The organism is Bacillus sp. AK124 (assembly GCF_053903085.1).
On record NZ_CP096378.1, the window covers coordinates 3916672 to 3936343 of the forward strand.

The window sequence follows — 19672 nt, forward strand, 5'->3', positions numbered from 1 at the left end:
TTTTTTTGTTAGAAAATCTCCATCAATTTATCTAATTCTTCAAGCGTGAGTTCGTCATCTCCAAGATCGCTCGGGGTCAGTTCGCCCCCATCCCGCTCTAAGCAATGATCGATCAATTGCAGCAAATAAGTTTTAAAGCTTGCGGCGACAGCGGCGACGGTGCTTTCTTTATATTCGAGTGAATGATAAGCGATTGACATTGTCAAAATACCGTCTTCGATATAGCCGACGATGTCCAGCGCATTCGGTTTTTCCGTTTCCGGGCTGAGCGGATCGCCGGATGGCAAAGTTGATCTCGTGAACAGACCCGAATCCGCCATCTCTGTAAACTGGCCCAAATAGTTGAAGCTGATATCATGCTTGATCGGCTTCGCCTTTTTGCCTTCTTCGGTCAAATAACGATAAATGCCATAGCCGATTCCTTTATTCGGAATGTGGCGCAATTCTTCTTTGATCTGTTTGATTTGATAGCCGATATCCCCTGAATGGCGCATTTGAATCAGCGCCGGGAACTGGCTTGTAAACCAGCCGACCGTCCGGGAAATATTCAAGCCGTCTATGATGTCCTCCCGGCCGTGTCCCTCTAAGCAGATGATAAAGTCTTCCTGCCCCGTCCACTCTTTCAGCGCCAAGCCCAACGCCGTAAGCAAAATGTCGTTCATTTCCGTGTTATATGCTTCATGAACTTTTGTCATCAACTGTTCCGTTTCTTCTTTTGAGAGGGAAAACTCAGCCGTTTTCGTATGGCGCATCCGCTTGTCCTCTGCTTCATCGTCTTTCGGGAGCGCTGCCGTCTCCGCCTGTTCGATTTCCTGCCAATAGCCGATTTCTTTTGCGAAAGCTTTTGACCCTGCATATTCTTCCAGGCGAGCCGCATATTCAGCAAAAGAGTGCGTCTTGTCTTGAAGAATAATCGGCTCCCCTTTTTCAGCCTGGGCGTACCCGGCGGCGAAATCCTCAAGGAGGATTCTCCATGAGATTCCGTCCACAACGAGATGATGAATAACAATGAGAAGATGATCGCCTTGATCCGTTTTAAAGATCGCCGCTTTCAAAAGCGGGCCTTCGGTTAAATCGATACTGCTTTGAATCCGGTTTGATGCCTTCAACACGGCAGCTTCAAGTTCAGCGCCCGATTCATTGAAGCGGATGACTTCAGGGCGAACCGCTGTTTCTTCCAGCCCTCTGTTGTACTGAACAATCCCGTCTCCATTTCGTTGATAAACCATGCGAAGTGCGTCATGATGTTCGATCAGCTTGCTTAAAGCCTTGCCTGCCGTTTCCGGGTCGAATCCCGTTAAAGCGTGAAGCATGACCGACTGATTCCAGTGATGCTCGTTCGTAAATCGGCGCTCAAAGAACCAGCGCTGAATCGGCGTCAATGTGACTTCGCCTTCGACAGGGTTCTGATCGATCGGCTGATCGTCAGCCGCTTGAACATAAGCACTCAGCTCTCCGATCGTCGGGTGCTGAAACAAGTCCTTCATCTCCAGCTTCCACCCGTGCTGCTGAAGCCGGCTTGCCATTTGAATTCCTTTGATCGAGTCTCCGCCGAGCGCGAAGAAATTGTCTGTGATCCCGATTCGGTCTATACCGAGAACCTCCTGCCAAATGTCCGCCAACAGCTGTTCCGTTTCTGTAAGCGGCGCTTTGTATTCGGCTGTCTGCGCTTCGACGTCAGGCTGAGGCAGCGCCCTTCGGTCGACTTTTCCGTTCGCCGTAACCGGAAGCTCTTTAAGCTGCACCCAGAATGACGGTACCATGTAGTCCGGGAGCGTCTGCGCCAGCTTCCGGGCGAGGCTTTCTGTATCAAGCTGTTCATTCGCAACGACATAGCCGCACAGCGCTTTGTTGCCGCAGGCGTCTTCGATGTCGGTGACGACGGCTTCCTGCACTTCGGAGAGCCGCGCGAGCTGGACTTCGATTTCAGAAAGTTCGATCCGGAAGCCGCGGATTTTCACCTGCTGGTCGATTCGGCCGATGTACTCAAGCCGTCCGTCTTCCAGCCATTTGACCGCGTCCCCCGTCCGGTACATGCGCTCGCCCGGCACAAACGGGTCTTCCGTAAAACGCTTCGCCGTTTCCTCTGGCTTGTTCAGATAGCCGCGCGCAAGCCCGCGGCCGGCGATGCACAGCTCACCCGCGACACCGACGGGCTGGACTTCGTTGTTTTGTCCTAGCACATACGCCCGCGTATTGGCGATCGGCTTTCCGATTGAAAGCATTCCTTTATCAGGATCAATCGCCGTGCTCGTCGCGACGACCGTGTTTTCCGTCGGTCCATAGTTGTTGACGAGCGTGTAGGAGCGTTTTGCGATCCGTTTCAGCTTGTCTCCGCCCGTAAGCAGCACGCGCAGCGACTGGTTGTCCAGCTCCATGAACTGTTCGCACAACTGTGTCGGCAGGAACGTGATCGTTATTTTGTTCTCTTCAAAGTATTGATTTAAGCGCGTAATATCCATCCGGGTCGCTTCATCAATGATGTGAAGCTCCGCTCCGGCGATCCAATACGGGAACATCTCCCAAACGGAAGCGTCAAAGCCGAAGCCGGCATATTTCGCGCTTTTGTCCTGTTCGGTGACCTTAAAGGCGTCATTATGCCAATAACACAAATTCACAAGCGACCGGTGTTCGACCATGACGCCTTTCGGCTGGCCGGTCGTGCCCGATGTGTAGATCAAGTAGGCCAGGTTGTCTGACTGTGTACCTGCCTGTGGGTTCACCTCATCGTCTTTTGTGATTTCTTCGCTCAGCATCGAATCGAGAAGAAGTGTTTCACCGCTGAATTCTTCAGGTGCGGCTAAGTTTGTTTCCGTCAGAAGCAGCTCTGCGCCACTGTCTTTCAGCACGTATCCGATCCGTTCAGCCGGATAGCTAGGATCGATCGGCACATAGGCCGCTCCCGCTTTCAAAATTCCGAGCACGCCAGCGGCCATTTCAAGCGAAGGCTTGACCATGATCCCGATCCGCTGTTCAGGGCGGACCCCTTTTTCGATCAGCAGCCGAGCCAGGCGGTTTGCCCGCGCGTTCAGCTCTTTGTATGTCCACTCCACGCCGTTGTACACCGCTGCCCCGCGGTCAGGCGTGCGGAGGACTTGCGCTTCGAACAGCTCATGGACCGTTTTGTCCTCCGGCACATCAAGCTTCGTCTCATTCCAATTTTGAACGATCCGCCGTTTTTCCGCTTCATCCAGAAGCGAAAGCTCTGAAAGGCGGGCATCCGGGTTTTCGGCAACCGCTTCGAGCAGATTGACCCAGTACCCGCGCCAGCGCTCGATCGATTCATGCTTAAAGAGAGCTGTATTGTATTCCATTTCAAAAACGAGAAGTCCGTCCTCTTCCGCCGCTGTCAGCGTCAGGTCAAACTTCGCGGTCTGATGGGCAAAATCATACGGCTTGAGTGTGATCTCTTCCATTGACAAGTCCTTCAAATCGGCATTTCGCATTGAAAAGACGGCATCAAACAATGGGTTTCGGCTCATGTCGCGCTGGATGTTCAGCTTCTCGATGAGTTCTTCAAACGGGTAATCTTGATGCTCAAACGCGCCGAGCGTCGTTTCTTTCACTTCCTCAAGGAATGCAGAAAACGGCTTGTCTCCTTCAGGACGCGTTCTTATTGCAAGCGTATTGACAAACATGCCGATGATCCGGCTCAAATCAGTATGCGGCCGCCCGGCAGCCGGAGAGCCGACAATGACCTCGCTCTGTCCGCTCAGTTTGGATAAAAGCGCGCTGTATGAGGCAGCGAGCACCATGTATAAAGTGCTGTCCGTTTCCTTGGCCAGTTTTCTCAGCTGCTGGACAAGCTCCGGTTTCAGCGCAAAGCTGAGACGGCTTCCTTCAAACGTTTGAATAGAAGGACGCGGATAGTCTGCCGGAAGCGTCAAAACAGGCAGCTCGCCGGCCAGCTCCTTGAGCCAGTATTCCTCCTGCACTTTGTGCCGTTCTGTCAGCAGATGCTGCTGCCATACAGAAAAGTCTTTATACTGAATCCTCAGCGGTTCAAGCGCCTCTCCCGCATAAAGCTTTGTCATTTCATCGATCAGGACGCTGACAGAAGCGCCGTCTGAAATGATATGATGCATATCCACAAGCAAAAGATGTTTTTCTCCCGTGAAACGTATGATGCTCATTCTAAATAACGGGGCTTTTGTTAAATCAAACGGCCTGATGAATTCTTTAATCAGCTTTTCCGCTTCTTGTTCATCTGCATCGATGACATCAATGGTCAATTCCGCAGCTTCCCAAATCCGCTGAACAGGTTCGCCGCCCTTGATTTCAAATGTCGTGCGGAATGCTTCATGGCGCTTGATCAGCATTTGCGCGGCAGACTCGAGGCGCTTCAAATCAAGCTTCCCTTCAAGCTGGAGAACGGCCGGCATGTGATAGCTTTTCTCAGCGCCTTCGATCTGCTGTAGGACGTACAGCCGTTTTTGCGCCGAAGATACGGGGTACGTTTCCTGATCCGGCGCCGCTTCAATATAAACGGCTGATTTTTTCTCAGTTTTTTCCGCAGCCTGCGCCAGGGTTTCGATTGTCGGCGCCTGGAACAAATCTTTCAGCTGCAGATCAACATTCATCTCTTGCTGGATACGGGCAATGAGCGTCATTCCGATTAAAGAGTGTCCGCCAAGTTCAAAGAAATTGTCATGCACACCGATTTTCGGTACATTGAGCACCTCCTGCCAAAGATCGGCAAGCTGTGCTTCTGTTCGGCTCCTTGGCGCCGTATATTCCTTTTGCGCGGCCTGCGTGACATCCGGCTCAGGCAGCGCCCTTCTGTCGACCTTTCCATTGCCTGTGAGCGGAAGCTCCTGCAGCTGCATAAACACGGACGGGATCATGTAGCCCGGCAGACCTTCTGCCGCATATCGGCGAAGCTCTTCACTAGAAAGCTCCTGATCGGCCGTAAAGTAAGCACAGATCATTTGATCTCTCTTCCCGGTGTCAACAGCAAGAACAGCGGCTTCCTGAACCATTTCATGTGTGAGGAGATGGTGCTCGATTTCGCCCAGCTCGATCCTCTGTCCGCGAATTTTGACCTGATGATCAATCCGTCCGATAAATTCGAGACATCCGTCGGCAAGCCATCTCGCCATATCGCCCGTCCGGTAAATCTTCTCACCGGTTTTGAACGGATGTTCCGTAAACTTTTCAGCCGTCAGTTCCGGGCGGTTAAAATAGCCGCGGACAAGGCCGTCTCCGCCGACGCACAATTCTCCCGCAACCCCTGCCGGCTGTACATTGCCGAATGAATCAAGAATCAGAACCTCCGTATTGCTGACAGGCTTTCCGATCGGTATAGCCTGGGCATCGTCCGGCACTTCGTTGACTGGATAATAGGTTGTAAAGACAGTGCTCTCAGACGGGCCGTACATATGAAGCAGCCGTCCTTTGCCAACTGTGTTCAGAGCTCTTCTGACATGATCGACAGATGCACGTTCGCCGCCGAACAGAACCCTGCGGAGTCCCTTCAAACTGTCCGGCCGCATGTCTGTCAGCAGATTGAATAATGCGGTCGTGATCATTAAGACGGTAACCTTTTCTTTTTCAAGTACATGTGCGAGCCGGCTCATATCAAGAATTGTGTCTTTTGGAGCTATCACCAGCTTGGCGCCGTTCAGCAATGAACCGAACACATCAAACATAAAGGCATCAAACACGTAATTTGAAATTGAAAGAACGATATCGGATGTCATCACATCCAAGTAATTTGTGTTTTTTACCGTACGCAATATATTCCGGTGAGAAACCATATTGCCCTTAGGCGTCCCAGTCGTTCCGGATGTATACGTTAGATTGGCCATTGCTTCCGGTGAAATCGGAAGGCGCAAATCAGACGCATCTCCCAGATAAAGGTGTTCATCCTCAAGAAATAGAATGTCGCCGCCAAATTCAGCCGCCTCAGCGAGCGGCTTCATCGCCTTTTGCGTTAAAAGAACCGCCGCTCCGCTGTCCTCGAAGAAATGTTGCACACGTTTTTCAGGATGATCCGGATCGATCGGCACATAAGCAGCGCCGGCTTTCAGCACAGCGAGAATACCGATGACCATTTCAGCCGACCTGGCAGTGAGAATGGCTGCCGTCGTGCCGGGCTGCACACCTCTTTCGCGGAGGCGCCTCGCCAATTGGTTCGCTTTCCGATTGAGCTCACCGTATGACCATACTTTGTCTTCAAATTGCAGGGCGGGATGTCCGCCTCTTTCCGCCGCCTGTTCCTCAAATAGCTGAACGATCGTTTTCTCCCGCGGATAATCGCTTGCCGCGGGGTTGAACGCGACGAGCTGACGATTCGTTTCCTCTTCTGTCAAAAGGCTGTACTCGCCGATTCTGCGCAGCGGATCAGCCGTCATGCCCTCCAGAAGGTGCAAATATGCTTTCAGCATCCTTTCTGCCGTATCTTTTTTAAACAGCTTCGTACTGTAATCCAAATCGAGAATCAATTCTCCCTGCTCTTCTTTCGCCTGCAGCGTTAGGTCGAACTTTGCAATATTGAAGTTCGTTTCATAAATCGAGAGGTGCAAATCGCCGAGCATCGGAATGTCTTCCCATGCATTTTGCAAAATAAACATCGTGTCAAAGACGGGATGACGGCTTAAATCGCGCGATGCACCAACCTTTTCCGCAAGCCGCTCAAACGGATATTCCTGATGCTCAAAAGCGTCGATTACCGTTTTCTTTACATCATGCAGGAAGTCTCTGAACGTTCTGCCCGACTCCACTTTTGAACGGATCGCCAGCGTATTGACAAACATGCCGATGATTCCTTCCAGATCGGAATGTCTGCGGCCGGCCGCCGGCGTTCCGACGATCACATCTTCCTGCCCGGAGTACTTTGCTAGCAGCATGTTGTATGCGGCCAGCATGACCATATACAATGTCGCGCCGTTTTGCTCTGCCAGCACGGCTAATTTTTCTTTCATGTCTTTTGGCAGGACTGCGGATACCCTGTCTCCTTCAAAGCTTTGAACAGACGGCCTCGGCTCATCCGTTATCAGCTGCAGTACGGGAAGCTCGCGGGCGAACACGCTTTGCCAATAAGCCTCTTCTTTTTGAAAACCTTTTTGTGCCTGCGTCCTTTGCCAGAAAGCATAATCTTTGTAATGCAAATTCGGCTCCGGCAGTTCTTCCCCTTTATACAGTGCGGCCAGCTCATTCAATATGATCGAAATCGATACGCCGTCAGACACAAGATGATGCATATCGAACAACAGCACATGTCTACCGTCTGCGAGACGGACGAGACCTGCTCTCATCAGCGGAGCTTTGGCAAGATCAAAGCGGCGGACAAAAGATTTCGCCATTTGTTCGATCGGCTTCCCATCTGCTTTAACCTTCTCAATCTTGAACTGAACCCTTTGATGAATGTTCTGTCTCGGCTCGCCATCGACAACTGTAAACGAAGTCCGCAGCGCCTCATGCCTATCAATCAGTTTTTGAAAAGCAGCTTGAATGCGCTGAACATCGAGGGTGCCCTCAAGCATCGCCGCGGCCGGCATATTATAGCCGACTCCGGCATCCTCCAGCTGGCTGACGATATAAATTCGCTGCTGCGCCAATGAGAGAGGATAATCGTCACTTTCCGGCGCCGGTTCAATTACCGTGTATCCGTCTTTCTCCGCTTCAGAAACAAAGCCGCTTAACGCCGCCACTGTCGGTTTTTCGAACAGGACTTGCAACGGAACCTCGACACCGAAAGCTTTATGAATTTTTGCCAGCATGGCCATCGCTTTGAGAGAATGGCCGCCCAGTTCAAAAAACTGGTCGTGGATTCCGACTTGTTCAGTTCCGAGCACTTCCTGCCATATACCCACCATTTTTTCTTCATATTCATTTCTCGGTGCCGCATACTCTGCAGTCCCGCTGACAGAGACTTCATGGCGAAGCAGCGCTTTCCGGTCGACTTTGCCGCTTCCCGTCAGCGGTATTTCATCAAGCTCGACAAAGTGGGAAGGTATCATATAGTCAGGCAGATGCTTGGATAAATGCTCCCTCAGCCCCTGAAGGTCAATTTCCCCGCTTTGTTTTGGCACGACATAAGCGCAAACCTCAAGGCTGCCGCCGGTTTCGGGCCGCGCGAGGACAACTGCTTTTCCGACAGCAGGGGCTCCTTGCAGCACCGACTCTATCTCGCCAAGCTCGATCCGGTAGCCGCGGATTTTCACTTGATCGTCTTTTCGGCCGATGAAATCAACCGTACCGTCAGGAAGCCAACGTACTGCATCCCCTGTTCGATACATGAAACCTCCGGGGACAAACGGGTCTTCCAAGAACTTGTCTGCGGTCATGTCAGGTAAGTTCAAATAGCCTCGGCCGACTCCGTCTCCTGCAATATACAATTCCCCTTCGACACCATCAGGAAGGAGTGCACCGTTTTCATCCAAAATATAAAAACGGTTGTTTCCAATCGGTCTGCCGATCGGGACATAGGCCGTATCGCCTTGAAGATCTGCGTGGTTTGTCATCGTAAAAGAAGAAGCATCCACACAAGTTTCAGTCGGGCCGTAAACATTCGTTACAGCAGGCACGGATTCAGCTGTTTCTGCAAATAATTGAAGCAGCCTTTCCGTTGCGACCCTTGATAATGCCTCTCCTCCAACAAGCATATGCCTCAGTTTGACACCTGAAAGATCATCGGCAGCAGACAAAAGCTGCAAATGAGCCGGCGTACCGTCTGTCACATCGATTTGATGGCGGCGGTAATAATCCGATAAAGCGCGTCCGTCGGAAACCGTCTTTTTCGGTACGATGTACAACGTTTGGCCAAGCAATAGAGACGTAAAAATCTGCTGAACGGAAGCGTCAAAATGAAACGGAGCCAGAAGTGCCAGCTTCAAATCATCCTGATCATATGCACCAACGGCCTGCTGAAGCCCTCTTACAAGGTGGTGGACCTGCCTGTGTTCAATCATGACGCCTTTTGGACGGCCCGTTGTCCCGGAAGTATAAATGATATATGCAAGGTGCCCGGCGCCTGCCTCTGAAGACGGATGACCGTTTTCCAGCGATTCAGAAAGCGCTTCGCTGAACCGCACAGTTTCGGCCGTTTCAAAAGTCAGACCGCTGTCTGTGATAACCGCTTTGACCTTTGAATCCTCCAGCATAAAGCGAATTCTTTCTTCCGGAAATCCGGGATCGATCGGTACATAAGCTCCGCCGGCTTTCAAAACGCCCAGCATCGCCGTAATAACCCGCTCTGACCGCTCCATCACTATCGCAGCCGGAGCGTCAGGCCCGATACCTCTTCTTCGAAGCGCCCTTGCCAGACGATTCGATTGTTCATTCAGCTCACGGTACGAAAGTTTTTGTCCTTCATATACAACGGCGGTTTTTTCGGGATGATCGGCTGCTTTTTGTTCGAATAAACCGTGCAGGGTCATGTTCTTGTCATATGCGATGGTTTGGCTTGATGCACGCTTTAACAGCCGCTCTTTTTCAAATGCGGGAACAATCTCCAGTTCAGCGATTGTTTTTTGCGGAAACAACAAGGCATCTTCAAGCAGCGTCATCAGCCGTTCATATAAAACGGCCATTTCTTCACAGGTGAAAAGCTCCTCCCTGTAATCAAAATCAATCGCAAGCGTCCCGGTATCCCATCTCTCTTTCACGTGAATGGAAATATCGTTTACTTCACTGCCGCTGAAAATCGGCTCAGTAAGAAATGACAACGTTTCTTTCCTCTGCCATTGCATAACTTGATATTCCAGTGAGACGGCGAACAATTTGCTGACATGCGGCTGTCTTTCCCGCAAATCATTAATCAGCAGATTGTACGGATACTTTTGATGCCGAATGATCTTCAGCTGATCTTTCATTCTTTCCTGCACAAATGCACTAAAGTCCTGGTGTACATCAATGGAGGCTTTCATTGGAATCGTCGATACGAACATCCCGAGCATCTGTTTTTCTTTTGCATTTGTCCGGTTACCCATAAAAGTTCCGAGAACGACGTCTTTTTGTCCGGTTATCCGGTGCATATAAATGTGCAAAATGGATAAGAACAGGGAGAGCACACTTATGTTGTGTTCCTTACAATACGTTTGAATTTTTTTATACAGGACAGGGGAAATCTCTTTTGAAAAGCGGGCTGCATTCAATTGGATCTGATACGTATCGCTCGCCTTTAACGATACGGGCTCCGGAATCACTTCATATTGTGCGTTCCAATATGCTTTATCCTTCTGGAACCGCTTCGAATTTTCATACTCCAACTCACTCTGAATATGTTCCGTAAATGATGACTGAACAGGTTCGAGGCCGGTTTCCCCTTTAGCAAGCTTCAAATAAATGTCTGTAATGCGGTTGCCCAAGATCGTCATCGAAATACCATCGGAAATCATATGATGAACTTTTGCAAAAAACCAGCTTTCTTCCTCACTGATGCGAACGACGGCAAATTTAAACAGCGGACTTTCATACAAAGGCAGGGGTCGGCGCGCCTCAGCTTGTCCCCATTTAAGAACGCCGTCCGCTCCTCCGATTTCTGAAGCGTCGAAATATTCAATCCGGAAAGGTTCGTCTTCCGCTATATATTGCTTCGGCTCATCCCCTCCTTCAAACAACAGTCTGAATCGCATGGTTTCATTTGTACGGACAAACTGGCGAATGGCTTCAGTCAATAACCCGGAATCGATTCCGGAGGCAGATTTTAATTTTCCAAAACCGCTCAAATTTGAAACACTTGTGCCGGGATAGAACTTTTCAGTGTACCAAATTCTCCTTTGAGCATGTGTCAGCGGGTAACATGTGTTTCCCATTTTTTATTCCTCCTTTATCTTTTGCTATGTATGACGATGCGAACAGCCAAGCCGCAATGCAATGTTGCGGTATTGCGATGAGCGAAAAACGCTGTCACAGATTTGTCATTTCCAATAAAACATTATTTTGGAAATAAAAAAGAAAAGAGTCCACCCGAATAAAAACGGGCGAACTCCCTGTTTATTCGGCAACCTGTCAACCGTAGCACCGTCAGTACCTTAGGCCATGGCTTTGCGTCCCTGCGTTTCCGCAGGTTTGCCTTTATCTGCTTTTATTGATATAAATTCATTTTCTGCTCACAGTTCACTTTAAATGAAAATTTTGTTTTTTTCACCGAAAAATAGGTGAAAAGTTTCATGCGGGATGCCGAATGTTATCCATGAATGTTAATGCGTGATACCGAAATCGACAAAAAAATATGCGGGAAAACGAAAAAAACCGCTTAATTCCGCAAAAAATTCCAAATCCTAGATAAAGAATATATTAAAATATTAAAAAAACAGCCTTAACTTCATGAATAAATCATGAAAATCCGTTAAGGCTTAGGCGTTTTCTTTTACAATGTTCATTCAAATAAAACGTTTCTTTTACCCAGCCGTTTAAACTGATACGAGAAAAGACAAACAGCTTGCGAAAACATTGAAGCAGAACGGAAAATCACTGAACTGTCTCCTCCTAAACGGTATCTTGAAATACTTTCGGTGTTCCATACAAAAAAGCAGGCTGAGTTTCGCCTGCTACACGGTTTTTGAAAGCCCGATCGTCCGCTCGATGATGATCAGCGCGATCACTGAAACTGTGATAAAAATAACCGAAATCGCATTAACACTCGGATCAAACGTCTGGTCAATATAGCTGAACGTGCGCACCGGTACAGGCGTGACAGCAGGTGAAGAAACAAACAGACTGATTGATACTTCCCCGAATGACGTCACAGCGGCAAAAACGGCTCCCGCAATGATTCCCGGTTTAATGAGCGGCAAGGTAACATGAAAAAAGGTATACCATGGACCTGCGCCGAGATTCATGGATGCCAGTTCAAGCTTCGGATCCACGTTCGCCATGCTGACCCCGACCGTCCGTAAGACATACGGAAGGCTGATCAGCATATGCCCGGCAGCCAGCCCGGCAAATGTGCCGTTTACCCCAAGCATTGTCAATAAATAGAGAAATGACACGCCTAATGCGATTTGAGGAATCATCAACGGCGATAAAATAAAAGCCTGAATGCCCTGTTTTCCAGGAAAGTTCAGCCGCGCCAATGCATAAGCTGCAACTGTTCCGAGGATCACCGCAAGAGGCGTTACAACGAGAAGCAGCATACCGCTGACCCAAATCGATTCCATCCAGCCGCTGCTGCTGAAAACTCCGGCAAACCAGCGCAGCGAGACGCCGGATGGCGGGAACTTCGGATATTCGTCCGGGCTGAAAGCCGACAGTATAATCACAAATACAGGCAGCGCCAAAAAAAGGTATACCAATAAACCCGCCGCCCAAACGCACACATCAATCCACTTTCCCCCAGACAAACGGCGCAATTGTCTACCCATTTATTCTCGCCTCCCAACGCTTTTGGAAAAAGCCAAGGATTCCAATAACCACGCTGACAACGGCTAATAAAGTAATCGACATAGCTGCTGCAAGAGGAAGATGAAAGACTTGCATGACCTGCTGATAGATTGATAACGGCAGCAGCGGCTGCATCCTTCCGCCGACGAGAAGAGGCGTAATATAGCTTCCGGCCGAAAGCGAAAACACGATCATTGCTCCTGTCAGCAATCCTGGAACCGTCATTGGCAAGGTCACGAAAAAAAATGTCCGCAGCCTCCCCGCTCCAAGGCTCATCGAAGCAAATTTAAGATCCGGTTTCATTTCGCTTAAAGAACCGGCAAGCGGCAGCACAGCAAACGGCAGCATAACCTGGACATATGCGATGATGACGGCGTTCATATTCCATAAAAGCGGCAGGGGCTTTTCAATCAGCTTCAAGCTGATAAGCGCCTCATTGACGATCCCGTTTTGCGAAAGCAGCACAATCCAGGAAAACGTCCGAATGACAACACTGGTCAGTAAAGGAGAAACAAGCAATATATAAAACAAAGCCCGCAGCCTGCCGGTCGGCGCCTTAACGAGTAAATATGCTGCCGGATACGCCATCACAAGGCATAATACAGTGGTCTTCAACGCCGTCCAAAGCGTTATACCGATTGTTTTCAAATAAATGTCCGAAGAGAACACTTCGACATATTGAGAAAAACTGTACGTATCGAGCGTATTCATCATAGCGTCCACGTCTCTGAAACTTAATAACAGCAGCAGAACAAGCGGCAACACGAGAAAAACGCCGAGAAATAAAAGGACGGGAACAAGCAAAACCCAATAAAACCGTTTTTGTTCAAGAGCACCCATCTGCATCCTCCTTTACATCGAGCGGAACAAAATCGTCCGGATCCAAAGAAAGATACACTTGATCCCCCGCCTTCGGCAATCTTGGAAATTGAGGATCGGGCGCCTGAATGATCCATTCTCCTTTGAAAACAGCGGCTTTCAGCCTGAGAGCATGCCCGGCATAACTGACTTCCGTTATCGTTGCAGGCATTTCAATCAGCCTGTTCTTCTGCTTCTCGAAAGAGACTGAGATTCTCTCGGGCCGCACCATGAACAATACAGAGGGTTTTTTTAAGAGATTCCGGCTTATTTCAAAAGTCAGCGGAACACCTTCATATATTTCAAAATCGACCGCTTCATAGCCATAAACGCCTGATGAAGGCTGTATCTCCGACGCACGCGCTTTCAGCAAATTGACCTGTCCGATAAATTCGGCGACAAATTGATTAGCAGGCGTGCGGTACACGTCCAACGGAGTGCCGAGCTGCTGAAGCCTGCCGCAGCCGAGGATTCCAATTCTGTCAGATAAGCTTAAAGCCTCCTCCTGATCGTGCGTCACTAAAATCGTTGTAATGCCGACGCGCTTTTGGATGCTGCGCAGCTCCGTCTGCATTTCTTTTCGAAGTTTCGCATCCAAGTTGCTCAGCGGCTCGTCTAGCAGTAGCACAGACGGCTGAATCGCCAATGCCCGGGCAATCGCCACCCGCTGCTGCTGGCCCCCGCTCAGCTGACGGGGCATGCGATTAGCAAACGCTTCAAGCCTGACAAGAGCGAGGCTTTCCATCACCCGTTCTTCAATCTTGCGGCGGGGCCATTTTCGAACTTTCAATCCGTATGCAACATTGTCAAATACGCTGAGATGCGGGAATAAAGCATAATCCTGAAAAACCATTCCAATATGTCGGTCGTATGGCGGCAAATCAGTTACATCTCTTCCTCCTATATATACAAACCCTGACGTCGGTTCAAGGAACCCGGCAATGATATGAAGGAGCGTTGACTTTCCGCAGCCGCTCGGACCGAGGAGAGAGAAAAATTCCCCTTCTTTGACTTCAAGCTGTACGTCTTCCAATGCGATGGTGTTTCCGAAATGCCGGCTGACATGCTGAATCTGAATTGCGCTCATGTTTGTCACCTATTTTCCGCCAAGTACTTGATTCCAGCGATTTGTCCAATCGCCTAGATCTTTTGCCGCGACTTCATAGTCAACCCATTTTAAATTCCTGTAATAGTCCTCCCCTACTTTAATCTTTCCTTTTAATTTATCGCTGTATTTCACTTTTTTATTGGCCATGCCGTAAAATGTTCTATCGGCAAAATCTCCTTGCACTTTTGGACTGAGCAGGTGATTTAACAGCTTGTATGCGTTATCCTGATTAGGGCTTCCTTTCATCAAAGCCCAGCTTGCAACTGCTGCGACGGCACCTTCCTCGGGATATGCAAATCCCAGGTCAAGACCGGCGTCCTGCAAAGAAAAAGCGCGTCCGTCCCAAAACGGGACAACCCATGCATCCCCGCGTTCCAAAAGTGTTTGTATCGAGCCCGGATTATCGGGATAGGCTGTTATGTTGTTCTTTAAATCCGTCAAACTGTTGAACGCTTTATCCACGTCTTTCCCATTTGACTCCAGGCCGCCCTGGGCATTGATTAATCCTACAAAAAACTGAAGTCCCGCCGAATAAGCCGGCGATGATATGGCCACATGACCTTTATAGCTGCTGTTCCAAAGATCCGTCCAGCGTTTAGGCTCCTGCGGTACAAGGTCCTTTCGGTAGACAATTCCGAGCTGCCCCATACTGAAACCGGCCGCATACTGCTTTCCATCATCAGTGAAGCGTTTCTGAACGGAATGATACAGATCGCGGACATTCGGAACCTTTTCCTGATCAATCGGCGCCAGTAATCCCGCCGACTGTGCCCTGTGAATCGTATCCGGCTGCAGGATTAAGAGATCATACGGAGCATTTCTGCCATTTGCAGCTTTGAGCTTTGTAAACCACTCAGAGTCTGTCCCTGCGACGACTTTGACCTTCAGCCCTGTTTCTTTTTCAAAAGATTCGAGGCTAGGCTTAATATGTTTTTCCCAATCGCCTCCATAGACGCCGATAACGACTGTATCTGATTGTTTGCTTTCCTGACTACCTTTTCCGCCGCAGCCCGAAAGAAGGAGCACCGCTACAAGAGACAGAATAAATAAAGCAGAAATTTTACTTTTCATTGTCATCTCACCATTCCCGTGTTATTTTTGCCAGCCAGTTTTTCCACAGCGGCCGCAACATCGCCTTTGCTGATCGAACCGTTATGTTCTTTTGAAAAATAACGGTGGACTAGATGTTTAACATGTGATCTTTGATGAGCCGGAAACTGTCGCAGAATCCGGGCCAATGTGCTGCTGGCTTCCTCTGTCCAGCACCGTTCGTATTCTTCTCTAGCAAGCCCGAAATCCCAATGTTTCCGAGGTTCGCCTGCTTTCTTTTTTCTGATTTCAGCTGTTTCTTCCAGATCAATAATGAATGAGCCTGCATCGTTTTCTTTTACAGCCGCGCCGTATTGATGGTATGCTGCTTCCGGGCTCAGCAAGCCCGATTCAACTTCCCTCAAAATCGATTCAGCTTCCCGGCTGTATGGATCTCCCCAGCCTCCGCCGCCAGGCGAATGAATGCTGATAACATCCCCTTTGTTGAGCTTTAGAACGTCGATCTTCGAAATCGTTTTCTCCTGAGGCTGCTCCGGATAAAGACGCACCCGTCCGAGCGCTCCTGCCGTTCCCCCGGCGAGCCCCCACGGATGAAATCGCATTCTCTCCATCCCTCTTGCGGTCACAATTGATTCTGGCGCCGTCGCTTCAAACTCCAGCCCGATTGCATGGCCGCCCCTGTGAAAACCGGCTCCGGCGGTATCTTTAATCAGCTCATAGCGGCGGACATGGATGTCAATGTGCTGTTCAAGGCTTTCAATCGGCGTATTTTTTAAAAATCCGGATGCATGGTCAATACCGTCTGCTCCGTCCATGTCATGCTGGCCGCCTCCTCCGCCTCCCATCGGTTCGACCACAGACATCTTCCGGCCGCCCGTTGATTCGCCGGGAACCGACAGTACGACAATCGCTGACTGACCGGCGCCTGCTGCAGGCACAGCTTTCGGAAGCGCCTTGGCCAAAGCGCCCAGTACGGCATTATAAAGTCTCATCGTAATCGAATGACGAATTCCGACGGCCGCTGGATATTCCGGATGAACCAGTGTACCTTTCGGAGCGATGACTTTGATCGGCCTTGTCAGTCCCCCGTTAACCGGAATATACGGGTCTTCACTTATGATAAAGTTGATCAGGCCCTGAAATAGAAATGAATGTTTGCTTCCATTAGTGACAAGGTTAAATGCGGTTTTCACCTGGGGATCACAGTCTGAAAAGTCCAATGTGATTTCCCCTCCCGAGACGTTTGCCGTAACAGCCAAGCGGATCGGAACGTCAGAAATCATATCGTCATCAAGATAGTCTGAAAAACTGTATGTGCCTTCCGGAATCCCGCTGATAACCCGGCCGGCTCTCATCGCTGCTTGTTCGAGCAAATCATCCATTCCTTGTTGGACCGCTTCTTTTCCAAACTTGCCGACCATCTCTGTCAATCGGTTCTCCGCCGTATTGACCGCGGCCACCATCGCATGAATATCCCCTTCATTTAAGTCGGGAACCCTGCTGTTTGCCCGCAGCACATTCAATATATCGCGATTTTCTCTTCCCGTTTTGTAAATTCTCACCGGCGGTATCCTCAGGCCTTCCTGATGGATGTCTGTCGCTGTCGGCGAAATGCTTGCCGGAACAAGGCCGCCGACATCGCTGCAATGGACAAAACACCACGCGTAACTGATGACCTCGCCCTCCATGAAAATCGGCTTCACTACATGTATATCAGGCAAGTGGGTCGCTAATCCGTCCGTTGTATAGGGATCATTTGTGAGGATAATGTCTCCCGGTTCAAATGGGCCGCTTTCTTCGATGATACGTTTTAATGAAAGGCCTAAAAAAATCGTGACGCCGACCGTTTTCGGATAAACGAAAAACTCCCCTTCCGGCGTCGCAAGCGCAGTAGCGAAATCAGCTGACTCTTTTACAAATGTGGTAAAGGACGTCCGTTCAATAACGTGTCCCATTCCCGCGGCTATCGCGTTAAAGTAGCTTCTCATCATTTCCAGCCGGGCAGGATCTGTGCGCATGGTCAGCTCTCCTTCCGTTCAATGATCAAATTTCCGGCATGATCAGTTTTTCCGCTCCAATTTGGCAAAATCAGCGTCGTTGTATCATCTTGCTCAACAATGGCCGGCCCATTTATTCTCTGACCGCAACTTAAATCTGAACGTTGGTATACAGCGGTTTGATATGTACCGCCTTTTATGATGATCTTTCTTTGGCTGACCGGTTCAGCCTCGGGCAGATCACTTCGGCCTCCTTTACCGCCTGGCGGCTTCGGTGTCTTGCCTATGATGCGGACGCGTATATTCATCAACTCAATGCTTGCTTTCTCATCGCTGTGTCCATATTGCTTTTCATGTAAGAGGTGAAAGGAGTCCGCGATTTCACTCGTGCTTTTGCCTTCCAGGCATTCCGGTGAAACAAGGAGCTCAATTTCGTATGCCTGACCTTTATAACGGGCATCAAGCAAGTAAAGAAGAGAGGTTTCCGGCAGCATCTCCGCCTGCTGTTTCCGCAGCCATGTTTCCGCTTGCTCTTGCAGCCTTACAAACTCCGCTTTTAACTCGGCCGTTTTTATTTGTTCAAGCAGCACCTGTCTTGAACATACAGCATCATAAATAAAATCCGCCGTCAGTGCGCCCAAAGCGGACAAGGTTCCCGGATGCGGCGGGATCAGCACATTTTTGGCCTGAATTTCCTCAGCTAAAAAATTAGCAGTGACCGGTCCTGCGCCTCCAAAGGCCATGAGGCTGAATTCACGCGGGTCAAACCCGTTTTGCTCCATAACATTGCTTAGTTCCGTGTACATATTGGCAAGCGCAACCTGAATCATCTGATCCGCGGCCTGCTCCACATCTGTGCCTAAATATTCGGCAACCGGGAGGAGCGCTTTTTCGGATCTTTCCCGGTACAGTTTCATATTTCCTGATGCAAACCGGTTTGGATTTAAATAATGACATATAAGAAACGCATCTGTAAGTGCGGCCTTTGTTCCTTTTCCGTAACAAGCCGGCCCCGGATCAGATCCAACTGACTCCGGTCCTACTTTCAAGAGACCGCCGCTGTCAATCCATGCCACCGACCCTCCGCCAGCACCGATCGAATACATCGCTACAGACGGAATCGTAATCGGAAATCCAGAGATTTGATTTGACTGTGTAAAAGTCGGCTCCCCTTCTTCAACAATCGAAATATCCGCGCTAGTTCCTCCGACATCAAATGTGATGATATTCGCCTCTCCGGCGGTTTCCGCCGTTCTGATGGCACCGATGACCCCTGCTGCCGGTCCGGAAAAAAGCGTTTTGACAGGTGCCTCGGCAGCCGATTCAATGTCCATCAGTCCTCCGTTAGACTGGGTGATAAACGGCTGCGCTGAAATTCCTTCCAGGGCGAGCCTCTCTTTCAGCGTTCGAAAGTAGTGATGGACATTCGGTTTGATGTATAGGTTTGCGACGGCCATAACCGTCCGTTCGTATTCCCTCATTTGCGGCCAAAGCTCCGCAGACGTTGCAACCTCAAGCTCAGGTGCTATTTGTCTGATCCGTTCTGCAGCCTGGCGTTCATGAAGCGGATTCCGATAGCTGTGCAAAAAAGAAACAACGATTCCTTTTAATCCTTTTCTTAAAACTTGTCCAACCGCCTCATCGATCTCTTCCTTATGGAGCGGCAGCTTTTCAGAGCCGTCATAAAGCATTCTTTCTTGAATGGGAAACACGTTTTTCCGGGGAATAAGGGGCTCCGGCATTCTCGATCTAAAATCGTACGGTATCGGAAGCCGGAGGCGTTGAAGCGAAAGAATATCACGGAAACCTTCGGTTACGAATAAAGCAATATCAGCCCCTTTGCGTTGTAATAATGTGTTCAAACCGATTGTCATGCCGTGTACGAAGTGATGAATTTCTGAAGGGTGAACACCCTGGGTCTTCAAGAGAGCCAAACCGTTGATGATCCCTTGGGCCGGATCTTCGGGAACGGTCGGCGTTTTAACTGCGGTCATGCTCCCGTCCGCCTGGTTTAACAATGTAAGATCGGTAAAAGTTCCTCCAATATCAATTCCAAGCCGGTAACCTTCTTCATTCAATCCCGATCCCCCCTTTTAAAAATATCCTTTTTTAAAAATATTTTACTATTATACTAATCAAGCATGAGAAAGTAGTCAATTATGTTTAATTACAATATTCCGAGTCTTTTTTATTTAATATTTAATTTTAAGATACCATATCATCACATTTTCAATTGTGTTGTTCACAGTATTTCACATTTTTAGTTGTCTGCTTTTCTTCAGTCCGACGACACAACTCCGCCATAAAAGGGACTAATTAACTATTAAATCAA

The 19672-nt window shown here is 49.3% G+C and carries 7 protein-coding genes and 1 riboswitch; all 7 genes read right to left on the reverse strand.

Translation table 11 applies throughout. The features are described from left to right. Positions 1–8 precede the first annotated feature (8 nt). The 7 genes from licA to M1E06_RS19650 all read right to left on the reverse strand — a co-directional run bounded on the left by licA (position 9) and on the right by M1E06_RS19650 (position 19418). Positions 9–10757 carry a lichenysin non-ribosomal peptide synthetase LicA gene (gene licA / locus M1E06_RS19620; protein WP_216904311.1) on the reverse strand — a complete coding sequence of 3583 codons (10749 nt, stop codon included), beginning with the start codon at positions 10755–10757 and terminating at the stop codon, positions 9–11. A gap of 184 nt (positions 10758–10941) precedes the next feature. Then, positions 10942–11028, reverse strand: a riboswitch (cyclic di-GMP riboswitch). 467 nt (positions 11029–11495) lie between these two features. Then, positions 11496–12308, reverse strand: a complete 813-nt coding sequence (locus tag M1E06_RS19625) for an ABC transporter permease (protein WP_023855666.1) — start codon at positions 12306–12308, stop codon at positions 11496–11498. Beyond that, positions 12301–13167, reverse strand: a complete 867-nt coding sequence (locus M1E06_RS19630) for an ABC transporter permease (RefSeq protein ID WP_025810784.1) — start codon at positions 13165–13167, stop codon at positions 12301–12303. Before M1E06_RS19630 ends, M1E06_RS19625 begins: the two co-directional genes overlap by 8 nt. Beyond that, positions 13154–14272 carry an ABC transporter ATP-binding protein gene (locus M1E06_RS19635; protein WP_035339243.1) on the reverse strand — a complete coding sequence of 373 codons (1119 nt, stop codon included), beginning with the start codon at positions 14270–14272 and terminating at the stop codon, positions 13154–13156. The genes M1E06_RS19630 and M1E06_RS19635 overlap by 14 nt, the downstream gene beginning before the upstream one ends. Before the next feature lie 9 nt (positions 14273–14281). Further along, positions 14282–15370: an ABC transporter substrate-binding protein gene (locus tag M1E06_RS19640; RefSeq protein WP_020450101.1), complete on the reverse strand. Its 1089-nt coding sequence runs from the start codon at positions 15368–15370 to the stop codon at positions 14282–14284. Further along, positions 15367–17361 carry a hydantoinase B/oxoprolinase family protein gene (locus M1E06_RS19645; RefSeq protein ID WP_035337268.1) on the reverse strand — a complete coding sequence of 665 codons (1995 nt, stop codon included), beginning with the start codon at positions 17359–17361 and terminating at the stop codon, positions 15367–15369. Before M1E06_RS19645 ends, M1E06_RS19640 begins: the two co-directional genes overlap by 4 nt. A gap of 2 nt (positions 17362–17363) precedes the next feature. After that, positions 17364–19418, reverse strand: coding sequence for a hydantoinase/oxoprolinase family protein (locus tag M1E06_RS19650; RefSeq protein WP_020450099.1), 2055 nt, complete (start codon positions 19416–19418; stop codon positions 17364–17366). Between the last annotated feature and the right edge of the window lie 254 nt (positions 19419–19672).